Raw genomic sequence first — 23,248 nt, forward strand, 5'->3', positions numbered from 1 at the left:
TTTGCGCGCCACTGGTGGCCGCATGATCTTGCGATGAGGTTTGGCCCAAGAATTCAGCGACGAAATCATTAGCTGGAAATTGGCGAATATGATCGGGTGTGCCGATCTGCACCAGTTGGCCGCCATCCATGATGGCCACGCGGTCGGCCAGTTCGAAGGCTTCGTCTTGGTCATGGGTTACGAAGATGGTGGTATGGCCGGTCTTGCGTTGCAGTTCACGCAGCCATTGGCGCAAGTCTTTCCTGATCTTGGCATCGAGAGCGCCGAAGGGTTCATCAAGCAGCAGCACGCGCGGCTCGATGGCCAAGGCGCGTGCAAGGGCCACACGCTGACGCTGGCCGCCGGAAAGCTGCGCGGGATAGCGCTTCTCAAGGCCATCAAGCTGCACCAGCTGCAGCAACTCGTTCACGCGCTTCTTGATGTCGGCTTCGCCCGGCCGCTGCAGGCGCGGACGCGCGCGCAGGCCAAAGGCAATATTGTCCTGCACCGTCATGTGGCGGAACAGGGCATAGTGCTGGAAGACAAAGCCGATGCGGCGGTCGCGCAGCGAGAGTGCGCGCGCGTTGATGTCTCCGAACATAACATCGCCGGCATCCTGAAATTCGAGGCCTGCAATGATACGTAACAGCGTGGTCTTGCCGGAGCCTGAGGGGCCAAGCAAAGCCACAAGCTCACCGCCATCCACCTTCAGCGACACGCGGTGCAGCACATCGGTCTGGCCGAAGTTCTTCGAAATTCCACTGATATTGACGGCAACAGACATTATGCAGTTCCTCGATTTTTATGTGCGGCGGCCAGCTCACCAGCGTAACGCCATTCCAGAATTGATTTGAGAAGAAGCGTGACGAGCGCCAAGGCTGCCAACAAAGTTGCAACCGCAAAGGCAGCTGCAAAGTTGTATTCGTTGTAGAGAATCTCGATCTGCAGCGGCAGCGTATTGGTCAGGCCGCGGATATGGCCGGAGACAACAGACACTGCGCCGAATTCGCCCATCGCACGCGCATTGCACAGCAGTACGCCATAGAGCAGTGCCCATTTGATGTTGGGCAGCGTGACATTCCAGAACGTATGAAAACCCGAAGCGCCGAGCGACAGGCTGGCTTCTTCTTCCTCGGATCCTTGCGCCTGCATCAACGGAATGAGCTCGCGGGCGACGAAAGGAAAGGTCACGAAAGTGGTGGCCAGCACAATGCCCGGCACAGCAAAGATCACCTCTACGCCATGCGCGCGCAGCCACGGGCCAAACCAGCCATGCGCGCCAAAAACGAGCACATAGATCAGGCCCGAAATCACCGGTGAAACGGAGAAGGGCAGATCGATCAAGCTGAGCAGCAGGTTTTTGCCGCGGAATTCATATTTGGTGGTGACCCAAGCCGCGCACAGGCCAAAGGCGGCATTGAGCGGCACGGCAATGCCCGCGACGAGAAGCGTGAGCTTTAGAGCAGCGCGGGTTTCGGGATCGCCCAGTGCGGTGAGGTAGGTGGCCAAGCCCTTCTTCAATGCCTCCGCGAAAACAATCGCCAGCGGCATGAACAGGATCAGGACCAGAAACAGCAAGGCAATGCCGATCAGGATGATGCGGGTGAAAACGCTTTCGCCGATGGGATCACGCCTGGGCATCACGCCTCCGCAAGCTGGCTTGGAGGCGGTTGACGAGCAGAAGGATGGCAAGAGAAATGGCAAGCATGACAACGGCAATCACCGTGGCGCCGCCATAATCAAATTCTTCCAGCTTGATCACGATGAGCAGCGGCGCGATTTCAGACACCATGGGGATATTGCCCGCGATGAAAATCACCGAGCCGTATTCGCCTACGGCGCGGGCAAAGGCCAATGCGGTGCCTGTCAGTAGCGCAGGATAAATACTCGGCAGCACCACATGGGTAATGCTGCGCAATCGGCTGGCACCGAGAAGGGCAGCGGCTTCTTCCACATCACGTTCGGCTTCTGCCAGCACAGGTTCAACCGCGCGCACGACAAAGGGCAAGCCGATGAAAATCAATGCTAGCGTGACGCCATAGGGCGTGTAGGCGATCTTGTAGCCCATCTTGTCGGCGATCGAGCCGATCCAGCCATTGGGCGCATAGAGCGCAGAGAGCGCGATGCCGGCCACGGCCGTGGGCAGCGCGAAGGGCAGATCAATCGCGGAATCCAGCAATTTTCTGCCGGGAAATTCGTATCGCACCAGAACCCAGGCGATGAGCAGGCCGAAGACGCCATCCACCAGAGCGGCAACCGCGGCCGCGCCGAAGGACAGGCGCAAAGCGGCGAGCGTGCGGGGGCTGGTGGCCAGGCGCCAGAAATCCACGGGGCCGACTTCGGATGCCTTTAGCACCAAAGCAGCCAATGGAATCAATACGATGATGCCGAGCGCCAAAAGCGTGAAGCCCAGCGTCACCCCGAAGCCCGGGATGACGCTGGCTTGCCTAAAGCGCAGGGAGGGCAGCGCCAGGGACATTAGTTGGTCGGCTTATAAATCTGATCGAAGATCGCGCCGTCGGCGAAGAAGGTTTCGCCGGCTTTTTTCCAGCCACCGAAATCCTTGTCGATGGAGACAAGATCGATTTTGGGAAGCTGCGCGAGATCGGCCGGATCAGCGGCTGACGCATCGGTCGGGCGGTAGTGCAGATGGGCTGCAATCTTCTGCGCCGGAGGAGAGAAAAGGTAATCAATATAGGCCTTTGCCTGCTTCTCGGTGCCGTTGGCCTTGGCGTTTTCTTCTATCACAGCGACCGGGGTTTCGGCATTGATCGAGATCGACGGATAGACAATGTCGAACTTGTCTTTGCCGAATTCATCGAGTGCCAAGTAAGCATCTGTTTCCCAAGCGAGAAGTACGTCGCCAATGCCGCGTTCTGCGAAGGTGGTGGTGGAGCCGCGGGCGCCAGTGTCGAGCACGGGGGCGTTTTTGTATACTGCGGCGATATAGTCTTTAGTCTTTGATTCATCGCCGTTATTTGCTTTCAGGCCCCAAGCCCATGCGGCGAGGAAATTCCAGCGGGCGCCGCCGGAGGTTTTCGGGTTGGGCGTGATGACGCCGATTCCAGGCTTGGCGAGATCGCCCCAGTCCTTGATTTCCTTGGGATTTCCCTTCTTCACCAGGAAAACGATGGTGGAGGTGAAGGGGGTGGAATTGTGCGGCAGCTTGGTCGCCCAATCTGCGGGCAAGAGCTTGCTTTTGCTGGCAATTGCGTCGATGTCGCCGGCCAGAGCGAGGGTGACAACGTCAGCCTTCAGGCCGTCAATCACCGCGCGGGCCTGTTTACCCGAGCCGCCATGTGACTGATTGATAATGACATTCTCGCCCGTCTTAGCCTTGTAATCAGCGGCGAAGCTTTCGTTGATGGCCTTGTAGAGCTCGCGGGTGGGATCATAGGAAACATTCAGCAGCGTGGTGTCTGCACGCGAAATTGCCGAGCCAGATCCGATGGTTAGCGCGACGGCGGCGATGGCGCCGGCATTGCGGAGATTGAAGTGTTTCATTGGGTAGCTCCTGATGTTTAATCTCTAATATCCACATAGTATACGGAATTAGTATAGTATCAAGTGCAATGTTCGTTAAAAAGAACAAACGTCATTTTAGAAAAACTAAATTGGCCTCAATTCGGCGGCAGCAAGCCATCCGATTGGTACAACACCTGAGCCAGCGAGGTGGTTTCCAAGGCGGACAAATAATCTCCATAGGCCTTGGCAAAGGCGAGGCGGACCTCGCATTTGGATTCCGTCTTGCAATCATCGCAGCGCTTGTAAGCCGTGCGCGACAGACAAGGCAAAGGCGCAATCGGGCCATCAATGGCGCGCAGCATGGGGCCAATATAAATGAGATCGGCCGGCTTCAGGAGATTGTAACCGCCATCGCGGCCACGGCGGGACGAGATATAGCCGGCGGATTTCAGCGCCAGCAGGATCTGCTCGAGGAATTTGCGCGGCAGCTGTTCCTGGGTGGCCAGTTCCTTGATCTGCAGGCCCTTGCCGCCTTGCACGCGGGCCAGGGCCACCATGGCCTTGAAAGCATATCGGGCGCGCTGAGAAATCATGCCCCTATCTAGGGACAGCCAAGGGCCTTGTGCAAGATGCGATTAGCTGGTCCAGCCGGGAGGCCAAGGATAGTCGCGCGGCTTTCGAGCCCATTCATGCTCCATGAGCTCAGCGTAGAAAAGCTCGCCACGTGCGGCGGTGTTCAAGACTGGGGATATGGCACTTTCTGGAAATGGCACAAGCTGCTCGTCTCGGCGGAAAAAGACACGCAAAGCTTCGAGAACATTTTTCATCAGGCGGCCCTCTTCATGGCTGGGCGAAGGTTTTCAAACAGCTGCTCGACGCTGGAGCGCTGCACATGGTCACGGCTCATCACGGCCTGCACGATGGGATCATCCAGCATTTCGCTTAAGGTCAATTCGCGCTCGACATATTTTCTCGGCTGCATATGCATGGTGGGCTCCATCATTTCTGCAACCTGTTTGCGCCCGGCAATGACACGGCACAATTCAGTAATATGGACGTCAGGCCGCAACATGATTGAATTCAGCCTTATAAACTGGAGGCTTTTCAGCTCCGCTCGATTCGACCTGTGAGCGCAGCCAATCGCGGAAGAACGACACTTTCGGCAGGTTCAATTTGGATTTCGGCGCCACGACATAATAGGCGAAGGTGACCGGCACTTCGGTGGAGAACAAACGCACCAGGCGGCCAGCTTTGATGTCAGCCTCGGCCAGAGTGGATTTGGCGAGGGCGATGCCGCGGCCTAGAATTGCAGCCTCCAGCACCAGGCTGGCCTGATTGAAGCGCGGGCCACGGGTGAAATCAATCTCCGTGCGGCCAGCGGCGCGCAGCCAGTGATCCCAACCGGGGCAGGATGGATCATTATCCGGGCTGTCATCATGCAGCAGGGTTTGGCCGGCAAGATCGGCCAGGCTTTTCAGCGGGCGACCATTCTTCAGCAAGGCAGGGCTGCAGACCGCATAGACCGATTCCGACAGCAGGCGCTCGGCATGCAATTCGGGGTAGGAACCGCCGCCATAGCGAATCGCGATGTCCACGCTGTCGCGGGTGAAATCGACCAGTTGCACCGAGGCCGAAACATTCACATCGATCTGCGGGTAAAGCGCCTCGAAATCGCGCAAGCGTGGCAGCAGCCATTTGGCGGCGAAGGATGGTGCTACGCTGACATTCAACGTGCCGGTTTCGCCTAGCGCGTCAATCGCGTCCATGGCGTTATGGAACTGGGCAAAGCCCGCCTGAATGGGCAGCAGGGCGGCGCGGCCTGCATCGGTAAGAGCAATGCCACGGCCGGATCGTTCCAGAACGGGCAGACCGATGAAATCCTCAAACAGGCGGATCTGGTGGCTGATGGCCGCCGGGGAGACGCCAAGTTCTGCCGCCGCCAGCGAAACGCTGACATTGCGGGCCGCGCTTTCAAAGGCGCGCAGCGCGTTCAAGGGCGGAAGGGTTCGTTTCATGGGCGGCTACTCTTTAATATCTACTAATTTAGTATAGTATAAAGTGAACAACGGGGTTGGCAAGGGGAATCTCCAGCGGAGCATTTCCGAAGAGTGTTCGCCGCTCAGGCATGTTTTTGAGGCGTTTAGGCTAGGTGGCTGTAGCTTTTGGGCTATCTGTCTGGAGCTTTTTGACAGAGGTTCGGTTGCCCGCTCTTTTGCTACTGCGGTTGCTCCCCCTCTCTCGCGTTGACCACGACCGTTTTGAGATGCAGTCTGTTGCCACGCAAAGAGGAGGGACTTCATGACTTCCACTTCACTGCCCGAAAATGATGGCGACTGGGACCCGGCACTTGATGCCGTGACGGCCGCGCCGAAGCATCACAAAGTTCTGTTTGAGAATGAGCGCCTGCGGGTGCTTGAGGTGACGCTTGAACCCAATGACGAAGAACCGGTGCACCATCACCAATGGCCTTCGGTATTTGTGCTCGACCAGATCCAGGGGCCGATCCACGATATTTCACCAGATGGCGTGCAACTGCCGCCGAACCGCGATGTCATCCAGGCGGTGCAGGCATGGAATGGCAAAGGCAGCCTCGTCGTTCACATGGCGCCACAAGCTGCGGGGCGCGTGCTCAATGCTTCACCGCTGACGCTGCATGGCATCCGGATCGAGATGAAAAGCTGACCTGCGCGGGATTGGGTTGACCAAACGAAAAAGCCCCGGCGGAGGCCGGCGCTCTCAACGCTGAAATGCTATCTCCTAGGTACTAATCTTGTAGGGGTTGTGGAAGCTGTCATCAGGGTTCTGCGCAGCTGGGGCGTTTGCATTGATGCCATGCTGGCCATCATCGACGACGGACAGGCCGTTGGTGGCCGGAGCGGACGCCCAGTTACCGTTATAGCTTTCGCAGGCTGTGCCCTGGTTGGCATGATTGGTTGAAGCGATGGACGTGCGAGCAAGGAAAGCCAGCGCGGCGAGAGTGAGTTCGTTCATTTTGTTTTTCCATTTTATCCGCGTTATTGCGGGTGTGATGGCGCACGTTTGCCGGACTGTGGTTGAACTGGCTCTGACACCAGCATTCACGGACCATTCAGGCGTTGAGGGTTGACCTGTTCCAAAAGGCCGCTATCAGTTTTTTTGATAGCACTCTTGCCGCTAAAGGAACGCCTATGACCAAGCCTGCTTTGCTGATGATCGGAAGCTACCCGAATTGGGACATGCAGGCGCTGGAGCGGGACTATGAGGTTCTGCGGCTGTGGGAACAGGCCGACAAGGATGGCTTTGTGGCGCAGCATGCGGCGCGCATCACCGCCATTGGCACACGCGGTGACCTCGGCGCTTCGCGCGCATTGATGGACAAACTGCCGAACCTGAAAATCATCGCCTGCAACGGAGTGGGCACGGATGCGATTGACTTGGCAGCCGCGAAGGCGCGCGGCATTGCGGTGACCAACACACCGGATGTGCTGAACGAAGAAGTGGCCGACCTGACGCTGGCGCTGATGCTGGGCATTGCGCGGCAGATCGGCAAGGGCGATGCCTTTGTGCGTTCTGGAAAATGGGCCAATGAGGGCTGGCCTTTGCTGACGCGGATGAGCGGCAAGCGGCTGGGGCTTCTGGGGCTGGGCCGTATCGGCCTGGCGATTGCCAAACGCGCCGAAGCGTTCGGCATGCCGATTGCCTATCACACGCGCACGAAGCGCGAAGGCTCGGCCTATACGTATTATCCTTCGCTGGTGGAGCTGGCGCAGAACAGCGATTTCCTGGTGGCGATTTTGCCGGGCGGTGCGGGCACGCAGAACATTGTGAATGCCGATGTGCTGAAGGCGCTGGGGCCCAAGGGCTTCTTCATCAATGTGGCGCGCGGCACGGTGGCCGATGAAGAAGCTCTACTGCAGGCGCTGGCGAACAAAACGATCGCGGGTGCTGCACTCGACGTGTTCTGGAACGAACCGAAGATCAATGAGCGATTCTTCAAGCTGGAGAACGCGTTGCTGCATCCGCATGGCGGGAGTGCGACGGTGGAGACGCGGCAGGCGATGGGGAAACTGGTGCAGGATAATCTGGCGGCGCATTTCGCCGGGAAACCGCTGCTGACGCCGGTGGGTTAAGGCCACCAGCCGGGTTTTCGCTCACTTCTCGACTTCACAATCCAGTTCGCCGGTTGGCAAATAGATTTGAAGCGTTGGGTCAGACCCAGATTGCATTGTCATATAGACGGAACCAGATTTCTCATTCACCTCCGCTTTATCCGTGGCTCCATCAATCACCCACGTGCAGTGAGATGATTGGCAATATCTGAATGGGGCTTTGAAATTGAGGCCACTCTTTTTGGAAAGCAAGGTCATCACGCCGCTCGATTTCCTGATCATGGTTCTCACTTCACCGGTGTTGGTTGATCCATTTTTGCAGTTCCAATACTGGTCTCTTGGAATTTCTGTGGGTTTTGCCTTAACATCATTCCTGTGGACGAGTTCGTAGCAATCCTGCGCAAATTTTTTGAGATTCTCATTCGATTCAATTTTGGAAGTGTCTGATCCAATCAAAAGGTAAATCCGCTCATTCTTGAGGTAATCTGAAAAATCGTCCGCCGCCACTACGCCTTCAACTTCCCAATTTCCGGATTCATCTGAACGCATCATCTCATTGGGATCGATATTGAAAATGGTGCCATTCATGCTGAGAGCCAATTTCAACTCCTGTTTGCGAATGATACTCACAACTGCGTCCTCATCAATATAGGGAAGCGCAAGCTTGAATATTGTGTTGGCGTCACAAGACAGCGAAAGCCCGTTGCACTCTCCATCTTCACAGCCACTTTCGGGCGCATAGATCGTGACGCCGGTTGCCGTTTTTGTTGCTGGCTGCGGAGAGAAAACGAGTTGTTCTGCCAATGAGGGCGTTACACTCAACGCAATCAAAATTGCCAACAGCGTTGGCCAAATCAAAGATCCCAGAAAAAGACGAAGAATTCCAGCCCCAGACTTGCGCATGCGCAACTCCCTGAATGAGTTGACATTCCCCCGGCCAGTTTTTCTGGCACGAAAGTTTGCTCAACGCAAGGATGCGGCCAATAAAGCGAAGGCTGTGCCTTAGACAATCCCGCCGCCGCCTGCTGCGACGACTGGGCGCTCGGCGGTTACCTTTTTGCGGTAGCCGGCGGCGCGGTAAGTGGCGATGGCGTCGATGGCGCCGCCCTTCTTCAAGCGCGACATGGCGAGGATGGGCTCCACGTCGGTGCGGTAAGCCTGCTTCAGCGTGGTGGTGGCCATCAAGGCGTCGTTTGACTCCTGATAAGATTCAAGCGCCTTGCGATCCACCAGCAAAGCTTGCGCATAGGAACGCTGCACTTCGATGGCGGACGACATCAGGCTTTCAATCGGGTCGGTGACATTGTGGCTTTGGTCTAGCATGTGCGCAGGATTGAAGCCCTTGGTCTTGTTCAGCTCAGCATCGACCAGTTCGTTGAAGACGAGGAACAGGCGGTACGGCTCGATTGAGCCAGCATCGAGATCGTCATCGCCATATTTTGAATCGTTGAAATGGAAGCCACCCAATTTGCCAAATTGAATGAGGCGCGAGACGATCATTTCGATATTGGTGTTCGGCGCATGGTGGCCGAGATCGACGAGGCAGAACGCCTTGTCACCCAGTTCCTTCGCGGTAAGATAGTTGCTGCCCCAATCCTGCATCACGGTGGAATAGAAGGCGGGCTCATACATTTTATGTTCGGTGAACAGGCGCCAGTCTGAGGGCAGTGCCGCGTAGATTTCCTTCAGCGAATCCAGATAATGGCGGAAGGTCTTGGCGAAGTTCTGCTGGCCGGGGAAATTGGTGCCATCACCGATCCACACGGTAAGGGCTTTCGAGCCCAGCTCCTTGCCGATTTCGATGCATTCAATGTTGTGATCGATGGCCTGCTTGCGCGTGGCTTTATCCATGTGGCTGAGCGAGCCATAGCGATACGAATATTTCTGGTTGGCCGCATCCGAGAAGGTGTTGGAATTCATTGCATCGAAGCCCAGGCCGAAACGGCTGGCAGATTGCTTGAGGCGCTTCGGGTCGGCCTTGTCCCATGGGATGTGCAACGACACGGTGGGCGTGGCCTGGGTGAGTTGAGCTATTACGGCGCAGTCTTCGATCTTGTCGAAAATGTCGCGCGGCTGGCCACCATCGGGGAAGCGGCCAAAGCGGGTGCCGCCAGTGCCCACACCCCAACTGGGAACGGCGACGGCGAAGTCGGAGACCTTGGCGAGAATGTCATCGATCTTGATGCCGCGGCGGGCGAGGTCTTCGCCGAGGAAGTCATACTGTTTTTTGAGCGTGGCTTCGCGCGCGGCGTTGGTTTCTTCCACCGTGGCGGCGGCGATCATCTGTTCTGACATGTTTCTCTCCCGGATTTTACCGCGTGAAGCTTTGTGCGTTGCCCGCATCTACGTTGATGATGTTGCCCGTGCTCTTGGCGGAGGCTTCCGAGGCGAAGAAGTAGATCGCCTCGGCAATGTCTTCCGGGAACACCGAGCGCTTCAACAGCGAGCGCTGACGGTACATTTCTTCGAGGCCTTCCTTGTCGGTCTTGTAAGTCGAGGCACGCTGTTCCAGCCATTCGCCGGCCCAGATTTTCGAGCCGCGCAAAACGGCATCGGGGTTCACCACGTTGACGCGGATTTGCTTTTCAGCGCCTTCAAGTGCGAGGCAGCGGGCGAGATGGATTTCAGCACCCTTGGCCGTGCAATAGGCTGATGCATTAGGTGACGCGGCGAGGCCGTTCTTCGACGCGACGAACACAATGTTGCCGCCGATCTTCTGCTGTTCGAACAGCTTGAAAGCCTCGCGCGAGACGAGGAAATAGCCGGTGGACAGAATATCCATATTCTTGTTCCACAGCGCCAGCGTGGTTTCAGCAACCGGGGCCGAGGACGCGATGCCAGCATTCGACACCATGATATCGAGGCCGCCAAATTCAACGGCAGCTTTGGCGAAGCCCTGCACCACTTGATCTTCCTTGGTCACGTCGATCAGCGTGTCGGCCACGAAATCCTTGCCGAAGGCGGCGGAGAGTTCCTGCTTGGCAGAGTCGAGCGCGGTCTGGTCGAAATCGGCGAGCACCACGCAAGCGCCTTCGCGCAGCAGGCGGATCGCCGTGGCGCGGCCGATGCCGCCGGCTCCGCCGGTGACGAGAGCCACGCGGCCAGCCAGAGATTTCGGCTTGGGCATGCGCTGCAGCTTGGCTTCTTCAAGCAGCCAATATTCGATGTTGAAGGCTTCCTGCTGCGGTAGGCCGGTATAGGTTGAAACACTCGATGCGCCGCGCATCACGTTGATGGCATTCACATAGAACTCGCCGGAGATGCGGGCGGTGGATTTGTCTTTTGCAAAAGTGAACATGCCGACTTGCGGCAACAGGAACACAACCGGGTTGGCATCGCGCATGGCGGGCGAATTCGGATGTTTGCAGGTGTTGTAATAAGTCTCGTAATTCTTGCGATAAGCTTCCACTGCTTCCGGCAGCTTGGCCTCATCCTCAACCACAAGCGGGGCGATCTTGGTGCGCAGGAAGTGATCGGGGCAAGATGTGCCGAGTGCGGCGAGCGGCTTCAACTCTTTCGAGTTCACGAAATCCAACACCGTGTCGCTGTCATCGAAATGGCCGACCATGCGGAATTCACCTGAGATGAGACCACGGATGACGGGCATCAGCTTGGCGGCCTTGGCGCGACGTTCATCGGCGGCGAGTGATTTCGTTACCGCGCCACCAAAAGCGGGCTTGCCCTTTTGCTGTTCTTCCAGCCAGGCGGCGGCCTTGTTGATGGCCCAGAGTGTGGTTTCGTAGCACTCTTCCGGAGTGTCCCCCCAAGTGAACAAGCCGTGGCTTTCGAGGATCACGCCCTTGGCCTTGGGATTGTCGAGGCAGAATTTTTCCAGCCACAGGCCCAGCTCAAAGCCCGGCTTTTTCCAGGGCAGCGTGCCGATGTCGTCACCGAATATCTTTTTGGTGAGTGCCTTCACATCCTTGGCGGCGGCGATGGCGATGATGGCATCGGGATGCATGTGATCGACATAAGGCTTGGGCACGAAGGCATGCAGCGGCGTGTCGATCGAAGCGGCGCGCGGGTTGAGGTTGAAGGTGGAATGCGGCAGGTAATCCACCATCTCGTCTTCATGCTCAACGCCACGGTACAATTTCTTCAGTGCACGGAGCTTGTCCATATAGAGTGTGGCAAAACCATCGCGTTTGATGGTGGCATTGTCGCCGCCGGAACCCTTGACCCAGAGCACTTCAACCTTCTCGCCGGTGAGAGGATCCTTGTCCCAGATCTTGGAGGACGTATTGCCGCCGCCGTAATTGGTGACGCGCTTGTCGGAGCCCAAAAGGTTGGAGCGATAGACCAGCCTGTCAGCCTCGTTCAGGCTGTCGGCCTTGGCCTTGTCCCAGAGATTTGGAATGGAAGTGGATGATTGTGTCACGAAGGGACCTCGCCTGAATTTTCCCGGAAATTTGCACTCGCCTGCCCCCATGTCAATCATAAACTGTCAACTTCGATCATTTTGCTGCAGTGCAGCAACTATTTCTGCTTGAAGTTGATTGACTTCGATCAATATCGCTCATAGCTTGTGACACCAGACAGGATCAACATGCACGAGAAAGAGCGACACAGCGCCATATTACAAGCCGTCAAGGAACGGCCGGTGGTGACGCTTGAAGAACTGGTGGCGCTTACGGATTCGTCCGAGGCAACCGTGCGCCGCGATATCACCGCACTCGACGCGCAGAACCAGTTGCGCCGCATTCGCGGGGGCTGCACGGCCATGAACCAGACGGCGCATCTGGCGGGCACGCCCTTCTCCGTTAATGCCACCAAACATGTGGCGCAGAAACGTGCCATTGCGCGCGCTGCCGCTGATCTGTGCCGCGACGGCGAGCCGATCATCATCAATGGCGGAACGACGACTTCCCAGATGGTTCAGTTTCTCACCGCGCGGGTGATGCCGGTGTTTACGAATTCGCTGCCGATTGCCGAGCATCTGCTGAAGCATTCGAAAAATCACGTCACCCTGCCCGGCGGCACGATTTACCGCGAACAGAACATCATCCTCTCGCCGTTTGAAAATGACATGACGCAGAATTTTTCGGCGCGGCGCATGTTTACCAGCGCGCAGGGCATTGGCCCTTTCGGCGTGATGGAGAGCGACCCGCTGCTGATCCTGGCCGAGCAGAAACTTCTGGCCCAGGCGGATGAACTGATCGTGCTGGCGGATTCCAGCAAGTTCCGCCAGCATTCGAGCCTGGTGCTGTGCAAGCTGTCGCGGGTGAATGTGGTGATTACCGATAGTGGCATTGAAGACCGCGAAGCCCAGGTGCTGCGCGAGGCCGGGGTGATGCTGATGATTGTGGATGTTGAGGGCGTGCGGGACTCAACGCTTTCGGCTTAAGCTACAAAAAAACGGGTGGAAACCAAATGGATCTCGAAAAATACGCCTTCAAGATGAAGCTGCATCCAGGCAAGACGGCGGAATACAAGAAGCGCCATGATGAGATCTGGCCGGAACTTGTGACACTTTTGAAGGATGCAGGCGTTTCGGATTATTCCATCCATCTCGATGAAGAGACCAATGTTCTGTTCGGCGTGTTGTGGCGACGCAAGGACCACACGATGGACGATCTGCCGAAGCAGGCAGTGATGAAGCGCTGGTGGGCTTACATGGCCGACATCATGGAAACCAATGCCGCCAACGAGCCGCTGGCCACGCCGCTGCTCAATGTTTTCCACATGGCATGAGCAGCCCACATACCAAAATTGCGGTCATCGATATTGGCAAGACCAATGCCAAGCTGGTGCTGTTTGATTTTTCGTTGGGCAAGGAAACCTGGTCGCGCCGGATGGCGAATGCCGCTGTGAAAGATGGGCTCTATCCGCATCATGATGTGGATGGGCTGTGGCGTTTCATTCTGGCGTCGCTGCAGGAACTGGCACGCGATCACCAAGTCGATGCAATCAGCATCACCACTCATGGCGCGAGCGGCGTGCTGCTGGCGGAGGATGGTTCGCTTGCCATGCCCGCTCTGGACTACGAACACATCGGCATTGATGATACGCGCGCGGCCTATGACAAGGTGCGGCCACCCTTTGCCGAGACGGGATCGCCCGGGCTGCATGTGGGGCTTAATCTCGGCGCGCAGATTTTCTGGCAGGCGCAGACTTTTCCGGAGGCATTCGCCAAGACCCGCTGGATTGTGATGTATGCGCAATATTGGTCTTACCTTCTGAGTGGTGTGATCGCCGGCGAGGTCACTTCGATTGGTTGCCATACGGATTTGTGGGCGCCGGCCAAGGCGGATTATTCCAGCATGGTGGATGCGCTGGGCTGGCGGCGTTTGATGCCACCGATCCGCAAGGCATCCGATTGCTTAGGCCCGATTACAGAGGAAGTGGCAGACGCCACGGGGCTTCCTGCGGACACGCCCGTCTATTGCGGCATTCATGATTCCAACGCCTCGCTTTATCCGCATCTGTTTTCGCAGAAGCTGCCTTTTGCCGTAGTCTCCACCGGCACCTGGGTGATCAATATGGCGATGGGCGGCAAGCAGGTGGAGCTTGATGCGGCGCGCGACACGCTGATCAATGTGAATGCGATGGGGCAGCCCACGCCCACAGCGCGCTTCATGGGCGGGCGCGAATTTCAGATTCTGATGGAAGGCAACAGTGTTGTCGCAAGCGAGGCCGATGCGGCGCGCGTGGTTGGTGATGGCGTGATGCTGCTGCCAGCCGTGGTGGAAGGCTTCGGGCCCTATCAGGGGCGCAAGGCAGAGTGGATCAACGCCGACGGAATCACGCCGGGCGAGCGGCGCGTGGCGGCGTCTTATTATCTGGGCTTGATGACGGCGAAATGCCTGGAGTTGATCGGCGCTGACGGGCCGGTACTGGTGGAAGGGCCGTTTGCCAGCAATGCGCATCTGGTGGCCATGCTGAGTGCCGCCACGGGCCGTGAGGTTTTGTTGGGGGCAGCGGAGGCTACGGGCACATCGCTGGGTGCTGCCTTGCTGGCCAATCCGGCTGCGGCGGCGAGTGAACCTGCACGGCGGGTGAAGGCGGATGGCGCTGCGCTGAAGCGCTATGCGGCGCAGTGGACGGAGCTGCTGACCTAGGCTGCGGTCTGGTGGATGCGAGGCCGCGTGTCGGGATTGAATGCCAACGCGCCGCATGGACCCGAGACCCGCTTACAACTCAGCCTGATGCTTCCCTTGTTGGCTCAGGGAGAATTTCATGCGCGGTCATTGCTTATGTGGTGCCATTGCTTTTGAAGTTGATGGTCCGCCAAAGGCTTGCGTGGTCTGCCATTGTGAAAGTTGCAGGCGGCAATGTTCGGCGCCGATGACGGCCTATATTGGCGTTCTGGAGGGCCGCTGGCGGTGGCTAGGCAAGTTGCCGAAAGTATTCAATTCTTCTCCCGGTGTGGAACGTACATTTTGCGATCAGTGTGGCTCGCCAATTTCTTTTCGCTCAAAGAACATGTCCGGTGTCATGCATTTTTTCTCGGCCGCTATGGAAGCGCCAGAAAAATTTGCGCCGACGATGCATGTCTCCTTTGAGGAAAAACTGCCCTGGTTGAAACTGGCCGACGGCCTGCCGACGCGATTTGGCCCTGACTATACGAAAGACGCGAAGTAACGCTTCAGGTGCCGGCGCTGTTGCCGAAGGGCTCTACACGCAGGCACGCAACCAACCGCTCCTGCTTCATTTCCAGCAGCGGAACAGTGGTCTTGCAGATGTCGATGGCCATGGGGCAGCGCGGATGGAAGGTGCAGCCGGAAGGTGGATTGAGCGGCGAGGGCAATTCGCCCTGCAGCACGATGCGCTGGCGTTTGCGGGCGGGATTGGCCTGCGGCGTGGCCGAGAGCAAAGCCTTGGTATAGGGGTGCTGCGGATTTTCGAAAATCTGTTCGACGCTGCCTTGCTCCACCACCTTGCCCAGATACATGACCATGATGTCCTTGGCGATGTGGCGCACCACGGCGAGGTCATGACTGATGAACAGATAGGCGAGGTTCAGGCGGTCTTGTAGTTCGGCCAGCAGATTGAGCACTTGCGCCTGGATGGAAATATCCAGTGCTGAGACCGGCTCGTCCAGCACCAGGATTTCCGGATCGAGCATCAGCGCACGGGCCACCGCAATGCGCTGGCGCTGGCCGCCGGAGAACATATGCGGGTAACGGTCGTAATGTTCCGGCCGCAGGCCCACCGATTCCATCATCGCGCGGGCCTTGGCGGTGCGCTCTGACTTGGAGAGTTTGGTATTCACCAGCAACGGCTCTTCCAGGATGGTGCCGATTTTCTGGCGCGGGTTGAGCGAACCATAGGGGTTCTGGAAAACAATCTGCACCTTGGGGCGAAGGCCACGCAACGTGCCATCATCGGCACCTACCACCTGCTTGCCGGTGATTTCCAGCGTGCCTTCGGTGGGGTGCTCAATCATGGTGACCATGCGGGCCAGAGTGGATTTACCGCAACCGGACTCGCCCACCACAGCGAGCGTCTCGCCGCGCTTCAATGAGAAGCTGGCGCCATCCACTGCCTTCAGAATGGCGGGCGAAGAGAACATGCCGCGCGGCACGTTGTAATGCTGCTTGAGACCGTTGGCCTGAATCACGGTCGTCATGCTTTTTTCAACTCTTTCACCAGCGGATAGTGGCACAGCGCGCCAAATTGATAAGGCGGCGGCGTCGTGCGGCACAGATCGGTGGCCATGGTGCAACGCGGGCTGAACAGGCAGCCTTGCGGCCTATCAAACTGGCCTGGCACCACGCCCTTGATCGAGGGGAGAAGTTTGCCCACCGCACGCTCTGGCAAGGCCGACAGCAAGGCGGCCGTGTAAGGGTGATGTGGTTCGGCGAAGAGACCTTGTACCGGCTGCTCTTCCACTTTCTGGCCGGCATATTGCACCGAGACGCGCTCGGCGGTTTCAGCGACCACGCCCATCGAATGGGTGATCAGCACCAGCGCCATGCCTTTTTCTTTTTGCAGGCGCACGAGAAGCTCAAGGATTTGCGCCTGGATGGTCACGTCAAGGGCGGTTGTCGGCTCATCGGCGATCAGCAGCTTGGGCGAACAGGCCAAAGCCATGGCAATCATCACGCGCTGGCTCATGCCGCCGGAGAGCTGATGCGGGAAGGCCTTCAGGCGCAGTTCGGGGGCCGGGATGCCCACTTCCTTGAGCAGCTCGATGGCGCGGGCCTTCGCATCTTTGTTGTTCATGCCCATGTGTTCGCGCAACGTTTCGGTGAGCTGGAACTCGACATTGAAACAGGGGTTGAGGCTGGTCATCGGCTCCTGGAAGATCATGGCGATGTCCTTGCCATTGATCTTGCGGCGCTCCTGCGGGGAGAGCTTCAGCAAGTTCTTGCCGTCGAAGGTCATTTCATCGGCGGTGACGCGCGCCGTCCAAGGCAGCAATCCCATGACGGCCAGCATGGCCACAGATTTGCCGGAGCCTGACTCGCCCACGATGGCGAGGATTTCGCCCTTGTCCACCGATTGGGTCAGGTTCTCAACGGCGCGGAACCAGCCGCGCGCCGTTTTGAATTCCACCGTGAGGTTCTTGATATTGAGCAGCGCCATGGTCAGCTGCGCCTCAAACGCGGATCAAGCGCATCGCGCAGGCCATCGCCCATGAGATTGATGGCCAGCACCGTGATCAGGATTGCGATGCCGGGCATGGCGGTGACCCATGGTTGAGACGACATGAGATCGCGGGTGTCACCCAGCATCGAGCCCCATTCGGGCAGCGGCGGCTGGGCACCAAGGCCCAGGAAGCCGAGGCCTGCAGCTTCCAGCATGGCATCAGATACACCAAGCGCGCCCTGCACGATCATTGGCGCAAGGCAATTGGGCAGCACGGAGGTGAGCATCAGGCGGAAGGGCCGCACGCCGGTGACTTTGGCGGCGGTGACATAATCCTTGCTGAGTTCCACCTGGGCTGCAGCGCGCACCAGGCGCACATAACGCGGCAGGAAAACGATGGTGATGGCCACAATGGTGTTGGTGAGGTTGGGGCCGATCACTGCGATGATCATGATGGCCAGAACAAGATCAGGAATGGCCATGATCAGATCCATGATGCGCAGCACGATCACATCAAACAGCCCGCCCACATAGGCGCAGATCAGCCCGATCACGATGCCGATGAATGTGGAAATCACCATCACCGCGACGCCGATGAAAATCGAAAGCCGCGAGCCATAGATGATGCGGGCCCACATGTCGCGGCCGATGGGATCGGTGCCCAGCCAATGTTCCCAGCTGCCCTGCACATCACCATAATGAGCCCAGACCGGCGGGAGTTTGGTGGCGAACCGGTCGCTGATTGGATCATAATGGGTGAAGAGCGGCGCGAAGATGCCAAGTGCGAGAATGAGTGCCAAGACAACGAGGCCCACCACCGCGCCCCGGTTTTCGCGAAACGCATTCCAGAACGCCATGAAAGGCGATGGTGGCGATGGCGCTTTCACAATGGTGCCGGCGGTTTCAGCGCTCATTACGCACCTTCGGATTGATGATGCCCAGTGTCATGTCAATCAACAGGTTGAAGGCGATGACCATGATGGCGATCAGCATGATGCCGCCCTGCAAAGCCGGATAATCGCGCCTTGTGATGGAACCGATCAACCACTTGCCAATGCCGGGCCAGGAGAAAATGTTTTCGGTTTGCACGGCACCCGCCAGCAGCGTGCCCACTTGCAGGCCGATGGTGGTGACCACCGGAATCAAGGCATTGCGCAGCGCGTGCATGCTGACCACGCGGAAGGGCGAGAGGCCCTTGGCCCTGGCGGTGCGGACATAATCTTCCTCCAGCACTTCCAGCATGGAAGAGCGCGTCATGCGGGCCACCACGGCGAGCGGCAGCGTGCCCAGCACAATGGTGGGCAGGATCAGATGGCGCACCACATCGATGAAGGCACCTTTCGGACCCCAGATCAGTGAATCGATCAGCAGCAGGCCGGTATGTGCTGGGTAATAGAATTTGATGAGGTCAACACGGCCTGACACGGGCGTGAGATGCAGCGTGTTCGACATGAAGAATATCAGCACGAGGCCCCACCAGAAGATCGGCATCGAATAGCCGGTCAGGGCCGACGTCATCAAAGCCTGGTCATAGAAGCTGCCGCGCTTCACTGCAGCGAAGACGCCAGCGGGAACGCCCAGGATGATGGAGAAAAGTGCCGCACAGATGGAGAGCTCAAGCGTAGCTGGAAACAGCGTCCAGAATTCCTGCAACACAGGCGCATGCGAAACAATCGACGTGCCGAAATCGCCGTGCAGGATGCTCCAGACGTAATCGAGGAACTGTTTCCAGATAGGCTGATCCAGCCCCATTTGATGGCGCAAATCGGCCAGCCGTTCAGCCGAAATGCCGCGCTCACCGCGGCGCACCTCGATGGGGTCGCCCGGTACAAGCCGCAAAAGCATGAAGGTGACAAACATCAGCGCGACGAAAGTAGGGATCGTCAGTGCCAAGCGCCGGATGAGAAAGCGAAGCATGATACGAATAGAAATGAAGGGGCGGCGCGAGGCCGCCCCTTCAAAACCTGTTACTCAGCAACGTCCACGTTATAGAAGACGTGCGAGCCGAGCGGGCTCACCTTGTAGCCGGTGACCTTCTTGCTGACCGGTTCGAACACGGTGGAGTGGGCCACATTGAGCCACGGCACCTGTGCATCGACGATCTTCTGGGCATCGACATAGAGCTTGGTGCGCTCAGCCTGATCGCTCAGAGTGGCGGCCTTGTTCACGTCGTCCTGGAATTTCTGGTCACACCATTTCGGGATGTTGTTGCCATTCGGCTTTCCGTCCTTGCCGCAGCCCAAGAGCACAGCAAGGAAATTGTCCGGATCACCATTGTCGCCGGTCCAGCCGAGGAGCGCCATCTGGTGTTCACCAGCCTGGGCGCGCTTGCGGTATTCACCCCATTCGTAGGACACGAGCTTGGCGTGGATGCCGACCTTTTCGAGATCAGCCTGCATCATTTCAGCCATGCGCTTGGCGTTCGGATTGTAGGGGCGCGACACGGGCATCCACCACAGGTCGGTTTCCAGATCCTTCACACCAGCCTTTTCAAGAGCGGCCTTGGCAGCTGCCGGATCATAGGCAATGTCCTTGGCGTCATTGTCGTAAGACCACATGGTCGGAGGAATCGGGTTCTTGGCCTTCTGGCCAGCGCCCTGATAGACTTCCTTCAGGATGGCATCACGGTCAATCGCCATGGCCAGGGCCATGCGCACTTCCGGCTTGTCGAACGGAGGCTTCTGGGCATTGAAGGCCAGATAGCCGATGTTCAGGCCAGCCTGCTGCACCAGATCAATGGTGTCATCCTTGGCGATGGTCGGAATGTCAGCCGGGTTTGGATAACCCATGATCTGGCATTCGCCGGCCTTCATCTTGGCATAGCGCGCCGAAGCGTCAGGCGTGATGGCGTAAACCAGATCATCCACCTTCGGCTTGCCACCCCAATAATCCGGGTTGGCCTTAAAGCGGATGACCGCGTCCTTCTGGTAATCGACGAAGCTGAAAGGGCCGGTGCCGACCGGGATTTGGTCGAACTGTTCTGGCGTGCCCTTCTTCAACAGGAAGTCAGCATATTCAGCCGATTCAATGGTGGCGAAATCCATGGCCAGGTTGGCGAGGATCGGCGCGTTCGGTTGCTTCAGCTTGATCACGACGGTGTTGTCGTCGGTCTTGGAAATCTTTTCCAGGAGGTCGGGCATGCCCATGTCGTTGAAATAGTCATAAGCGCCGCCGGAGACCTTGGCATAGGGATGGGCCGGATCCTGTTGGCGGCCGAAGGACCACAGCACGTCATCAGCATTGAAATCACGGGTCGGGGTGAAGCCGTTCACACCGGAATGGAACTTGACACCCTTGCGGAGATGGAAGGTCAGCGTCAGGCCGTCTTCAGACACATCGGTCTTCTCGGAGAGGGCCGGTTCGGTCTGGGTGGTGCCGGGGGTGAAACGCACCAGCGTGTCGAATACTGGGCGGGCCGCGTCAAAGCTGGTGCCGGTGGTGTTGATGGCCGGGGTGAAGTTTTCCGGCGAGCCTTCCGAGCAATAAACCAGCGACTTGGCGTTTGCGGCGCCAGCGGCAAGCATTGTACCAATCAGAAGGGTTGCAGCGAATCCTGCGGTGAGTTTCATGTTGTTCTCCCTGTTTCAAACCGCCTTGAGGGCGGCGAATGAGGGGAGCTAAGCACGGTTTGATCCGTTGGTCAAAATCCCTTGGGCGCGACTTGAGGGCGCGGGAAAACCACCCTAACCCGCCAGTTCTTCCTTCAAGATTTCCAGTTCCAGCCACTGATTTTCCGCATCATCCAGTTCCTGATGCGCGGCGGCCTGGCGGATGGAGACTTTTTCGAAGCGGGCCGGATCACGCGTAAAAAGCGTTGCGTCCGACATTTCGTGTTCGAGCTTGGCCAGTTCGGATTTCAGCGATTCCATGCGGGCGGGCAGGCTTTCGAGCGCGTATTTTTCCTTGAAGGAGAGTTTGCGCTTGGGCTGCGCGGCGGCGGGCGCTGCAGGCATTTCGGCTTTTGGTTTTTCAACTTTGGGTTCTGCCTTGATCTTGCGGACTTCGACACCTGCGCCGCGCTGGGCCAGCATGTCGGAATAGCCCCCGGCATATTCCACCCACTTGCCCTCGCCTTCGTACATCAGAACCGAGGTGGCGAGTTTGTCGAGGAAGTCACGGTCATGGCTGACCAACAATACGGTGCCCTTGTAGCTGTCGAGCATTTCCTGCAGCAGGTCCAGCGTTTCGAGATCGAGATCATTGGTGGGTTCGTCGAGGACCAGCACGTTGGAAGGCTTGGCCAGTTCGCGTGCCAGAATGAGGCGGGCACGCTCACCACCGGACAGAACGGAAACCGGCGTGCGGGCCTGTTCGGGGCGGAACAGAAAATCCTGCATATATGTGACGACATGCTTGGTCTCGCCATTGACCGTGACCGACTGGCCACGGCCGGCGGTGATCACATCCTGCACAATGTCATTGGGATCGAGGCTGGCGCGGGATTGATCGAGCGTGACCACTTGCAAATTGGTGCCGCGTTTCACAGCTCCGGAATCGGCTTCCAGCGCGCCTGTGATCAGCTTGATCAGCGTGGTCTTGCCGGCGCCATTGGGGCCGACGATGGCGAGGCGGTCACCGCGCAGGAGCAGCAGATTAAGATTGGCGACGATGGTGCGATCACCGAAACTTTTGTTGAGCTTCTCGGCTTCGAAAACCAAACGACCACCGAGTTCGCCTGAAGACGCGGCAAGTTTCACCACGCCTTGCTGGCCGACATATTCTTTGCGCTCTTTCCGCAAGGACCCGAGCAGCGCCACGCGGCGCATGTTGCGCTTCCTTCGCGCGGTGACGCCGTAACGCATCCAGTGTTCTTCAGTGGCGATGCGCTGGGCCAGTTTGGATTGGGCTATTTCTTCCTCTTCCAGCACCTTGTCGCGCCATTCCTCAAAAAAGGCGAAGCCCTGGTTGAGGCGGCGCGTTTCGCCACGGTCGAGCCAGATGGTGCGATTGGAGAGTCGTTCCAGAAAGCGCCTGTCATGGCTGATCAAGATGAAGGCGGAGCGCAGGCTCTTCAATTCTTCTTCCAGCCATTCGATGGCGGGCAGGTCGAGATGGTTGGTGGGCTCATCGAGCAGCAGCACATCAGGCTCTGGCGCCAGTGTGCGGGCGAGAGCCGCGCGGCGCATTTCTCCGCCCGAAAGATTGGTGGGGTTTTCTTCGCCGGTGAGGCCCAGCTCATTGAGATAGTGGCGGGCGCGGTAAGGATCATCAGTGGGGCCGAGGCCTGCTTCGACGTAAGCCTGCACTGTGTCGAAGCCGGCGAAATCCGGCTCCTGTGGCAGGTAGCGCACCGTTGTGCCGGGCTGCAGGAAGCGCGTGCCGCCGTCTTGCTCGACGAGGCCGGCCGCGATTTTCAGCAGCGTGGATTTGCCGGAGCCGTTGCGGCCGACCAAGCACATGCGATCATCGCCATGCAGCATGAGTTCCGCATGATCGAGCACCGGCCTGCCCCCAAAGGTGAGCAGGATGTTTTGCAGATTGAGAAGAAGGTCAGCCATTCCGCGCGACGTATGGCGGAATGGCTGCCGAAATCAAGCTTCGCGGTAAGTGCCCATCTTTTTGGCGGCTACCGTGGCCATGTAATCCATCAGGCCGTGATTGAGGGCATCAAAGGGTTCAAGCCCCAATGAGGTGAGGCGTTTGCGGATGGCAGGCATCTGGGATGGTGGAACGCCGCTTTCAATCACCGAGGATACGAAGGCGGCAAAGCCGGGTGGCGACCAGCCCTTGTCCTTCGACAACTCAGTGTGAATGAAGGTGAGGCCCTGGAAGGCATGGCCTTCGCGCTTCACCGGCCCATGCATATGCGCACCACAGCCGGTGCAGGCATGGCGCAGGATCACGGCGTTTTCATCCACGATCTTGAGCTTGTGGCCATTTTGCAGAACCTTCACCTTGTCGGTCGGCGCTACGGCGACGACGGAGAAGATGGCGCCATCGGGCTTCCAGCATTTGGTGCAGCCGCAGGCGTGATTGTAAGCAGATTGCGCGCCAATCTCGACCACCACCGGATCGCTGGTGCAAAGACACGTGAGGGTGCCACCGGCAAAACCCTTCTTGGCAGACTTTGCAACGCCGCCATCGATGCCGGGATGCAATTTGACGCTTGGAGCGGCTGATTTTTTTGCCGCCTTTTTCTTGGCCGCTTTTTTAGGGGCCTTCTTCGCTGCTTTTTTAGCCATGGG

The 23,248-nt window shown here is 58.0% G+C and carries 23 protein-coding genes and 1 pseudogene; 6 read left to right on the top strand and 18 right to left on the bottom strand.

All coding sequences use genetic code 11. The features are described 5' to 3' along the window. Positions 1-31: 31 nt before the first annotated feature. The 7 genes and pseudogenes from F8B91_RS09260 to gcvA all read right to left on the bottom strand — a co-directional run. Positions 32-763: pseudogene (locus tag F8B91_RS09260) on the bottom strand (sulfate/molybdate ABC transporter ATP-binding protein); the annotation flags it as partial. Beyond that, on the bottom strand, positions 763-1,620 hold the full coding sequence (cysW, locus tag F8B91_RS09265; RefSeq protein WP_196503420.1) for a sulfate ABC transporter permease subunit CysW: 858 nt from the start codon (positions 1,618-1,620) through the stop codon (positions 763-765). The pseudogene F8B91_RS09260 and the gene cysW, both read right to left, overlap by 1 nt. After that, positions 1,607-2,458: a sulfate ABC transporter permease subunit CysT gene (gene cysT / locus F8B91_RS09270; RefSeq protein ID WP_196503421.1), complete on the bottom strand. Its 852-nt coding sequence runs from the start codon at positions 2,456-2,458 to the stop codon at positions 1,607-1,609. Before cysT ends, cysW begins: the two co-directional genes overlap by 14 nt. After that, positions 2,458-3,483 carry a sulfate ABC transporter substrate-binding protein gene (locus F8B91_RS09275; protein WP_196503422.1) on the bottom strand — a complete coding sequence of 342 codons (1,026 nt, stop codon included), beginning with the start codon at positions 3,481-3,483 and terminating at the stop codon, positions 2,458-2,460. The genes cysT and F8B91_RS09275 overlap by 1 nt, the downstream gene beginning before the upstream one ends. Positions 3,484-3,599: 116 nt before the next feature. Continuing rightward, a complete protein-coding gene (locus tag F8B91_RS09280; protein ID WP_196503423.1) occupies positions 3,600-4,037 on the bottom strand; it encodes an RrF2 family transcriptional regulator in 438 nt (145 codons plus the stop codon). A gap of 233 nt (positions 4,038-4,270) precedes the next feature. After that, entirely contained in the window at positions 4,271-4,516 is a 246-nt protein-coding gene (locus F8B91_RS09285; RefSeq protein ID WP_196503424.1) for a hypothetical protein, read from the bottom strand. Beyond that, entirely contained in the window at positions 4,503-5,459 is a 957-nt protein-coding gene (gcvA, locus tag F8B91_RS09290; RefSeq protein ID WP_196503425.1) for a transcriptional regulator GcvA, read from the bottom strand. Before gcvA ends, F8B91_RS09285 begins: the two co-directional genes overlap by 14 nt. A gap of 283 nt (positions 5,460-5,742) precedes the next feature. Here gcvA and F8B91_RS09295 point away from each other — a divergent pair, with 283 nt between their 5' ends. Further along, a complete protein-coding gene (locus F8B91_RS09295) occupies positions 5,743-6,126 on the top strand; it encodes a hypothetical protein (RefSeq protein WP_196503426.1) in 384 nt (127 codons plus the stop codon). Positions 6,127-6,201: 75 nt separating this feature from the next. On the opposite strand, the gene F8B91_RS09300 is transcribed toward F8B91_RS09295, so the two are convergent. Continuing rightward, the gene (locus tag F8B91_RS09300; protein ID WP_196503427.1) at positions 6,202-6,435 is read right to left on the bottom strand and encodes a hypothetical protein; all 234 of its coding nucleotides are present in this window, start codon (positions 6,433-6,435) and stop codon (positions 6,202-6,204) included. 176 nt (positions 6,436-6,611) lie between these two features. On the opposite strand from F8B91_RS09300, the gene F8B91_RS09305 reads away from it, so the two are divergent. After that, positions 6,612-7,553, top strand: a complete 942-nt coding sequence (locus F8B91_RS09305) for a 2-hydroxyacid dehydrogenase (protein ID WP_196503428.1) — start codon at positions 6,612-6,614, stop codon at positions 7,551-7,553. A gap of 21 nt (positions 7,554-7,574) precedes the next feature. Here F8B91_RS09305 and F8B91_RS09310 read toward each other — a convergent pair whose 3' ends face one another. The 3 genes from F8B91_RS09310 to F8B91_RS09320 all read right to left on the bottom strand — a co-directional run bounded on the left by F8B91_RS09310 (position 7,575) and on the right by F8B91_RS09320 (position 11,961). Then, the gene (locus tag F8B91_RS09310) at positions 7,575-8,435 is read right to left on the bottom strand and encodes a hypothetical protein (protein WP_196503429.1); all 861 of its coding nucleotides are present in this window, start codon (positions 8,433-8,435) and stop codon (positions 7,575-7,577) included. Positions 8,436-8,534: 99 nt separating this feature from the next. After that, positions 8,535-9,827: an L-rhamnose catabolism isomerase gene (gene rhaI / locus F8B91_RS09315; RefSeq protein ID WP_196503430.1), complete on the bottom strand. Its 1,293-nt coding sequence runs from the start codon at positions 9,825-9,827 to the stop codon at positions 8,535-8,537. Between the two features lie 16 nt (positions 9,828-9,843). Then, entirely contained in the window at positions 9,844-11,961 is a 2,118-nt protein-coding gene (locus F8B91_RS09320; RefSeq protein WP_196503955.1) for a bifunctional rhamnulose-1-phosphate aldolase/short-chain dehydrogenase, read from the bottom strand. A 117-nt stretch (positions 11,962-12,078) separates the two neighbouring features. On the opposite strand from F8B91_RS09320, the gene F8B91_RS09325 reads away from it, so the two are divergent. The 4 genes from F8B91_RS09325 to F8B91_RS09340 all read left to right on the top strand — a co-directional run bounded on the left by F8B91_RS09325 (position 12,079) and on the right by F8B91_RS09340 (position 15,113). Beyond that, a complete protein-coding gene (locus tag F8B91_RS09325; protein WP_196503431.1) occupies positions 12,079-12,876 on the top strand; it encodes a DeoR/GlpR family DNA-binding transcription regulator in 798 nt (265 codons plus the stop codon). A gap of 26 nt (positions 12,877-12,902) precedes the next feature. Beyond that, entirely contained in the window at positions 12,903-13,223 is a 321-nt protein-coding gene (gene rhaM / locus F8B91_RS09330; protein WP_196503432.1) for an L-rhamnose mutarotase, read from the top strand. After that, positions 13,220-14,590, top strand: a complete 1,371-nt coding sequence (locus F8B91_RS09335; protein ID WP_196503433.1) for an FGGY-family carbohydrate kinase — start codon at positions 13,220-13,222, stop codon at positions 14,588-14,590. Before rhaM ends, F8B91_RS09335 begins: the two co-directional genes overlap by 4 nt. Before the next feature lie 118 nt (positions 14,591-14,708). Further along, positions 14,709-15,113, top strand: coding sequence for a GFA family protein (locus tag F8B91_RS09340; RefSeq protein ID WP_196503434.1), 405 nt, complete (start codon positions 14,709-14,711; stop codon positions 15,111-15,113). A gap of 4 nt (positions 15,114-15,117) precedes the next feature. Here F8B91_RS09340 and F8B91_RS09345 read toward each other — a convergent pair whose 3' ends face one another. The 7 genes from F8B91_RS09345 to gfa all read right to left on the bottom strand — a co-directional run bounded on the left by F8B91_RS09345 (position 15,118) and on the right by gfa (position 23,245). Next, positions 15,118-16,101: a peptide ABC transporter ATP-binding protein gene (locus F8B91_RS09345; RefSeq protein ID WP_196503435.1), complete on the bottom strand. Its 984-nt coding sequence runs from the start codon at positions 16,099-16,101 to the stop codon at positions 15,118-15,120. Further along, entirely contained in the window at positions 16,098-17,060 is a 963-nt protein-coding gene (locus F8B91_RS09350; protein ID WP_196503436.1) for an ABC transporter ATP-binding protein, read from the bottom strand. Before F8B91_RS09350 ends, F8B91_RS09345 begins: the two co-directional genes overlap by 4 nt. Before the next feature lie 2 nt (positions 17,061-17,062). After that, positions 17,063-17,977: an ABC transporter permease gene (locus tag F8B91_RS09355; RefSeq protein WP_196503437.1), complete on the bottom strand. Its 915-nt coding sequence runs from the start codon at positions 17,975-17,977 to the stop codon at positions 17,063-17,065. Beyond that, positions 17,967-18,980 carry an ABC transporter permease subunit gene (locus tag F8B91_RS09360; protein ID WP_196503438.1) on the bottom strand — a complete coding sequence of 338 codons (1,014 nt, stop codon included), beginning with the start codon at positions 18,978-18,980 and terminating at the stop codon, positions 17,967-17,969. Before F8B91_RS09360 ends, F8B91_RS09355 begins: the two co-directional genes overlap by 11 nt. 50 nt (positions 18,981-19,030) lie before the next feature. Further along, positions 19,031-20,632 carry an ABC transporter substrate-binding protein gene (locus F8B91_RS09365; RefSeq protein WP_196503439.1) on the bottom strand — a complete coding sequence of 534 codons (1,602 nt, stop codon included), beginning with the start codon at positions 20,630-20,632 and terminating at the stop codon, positions 19,031-19,033. A gap of 114 nt (positions 20,633-20,746) precedes the next feature. Further along, a complete protein-coding gene (locus F8B91_RS09370; RefSeq protein WP_196503440.1) occupies positions 20,747-22,561 on the bottom strand; it encodes an ABC-F family ATP-binding cassette domain-containing protein in 1,815 nt (604 codons plus the stop codon). A 33-nt stretch (positions 22,562-22,594) separates the two neighbouring features. Next, positions 22,595-23,245, bottom strand: a complete 651-nt coding sequence (gene gfa, locus F8B91_RS09375) for an S-(hydroxymethyl)glutathione synthase (protein ID WP_196503441.1) — start codon at positions 23,243-23,245, stop codon at positions 22,595-22,597. Positions 23,246-23,248 lie beyond the last annotated feature (3 nt).

This window comes from Aestuariivirga litoralis (genome assembly GCF_015714715.1).
GTDB lineage: Bacteria > Pseudomonadota > Alphaproteobacteria > Rhizobiales > Aestuariivirgaceae > Aestuariivirga > Aestuariivirga litoralis_A.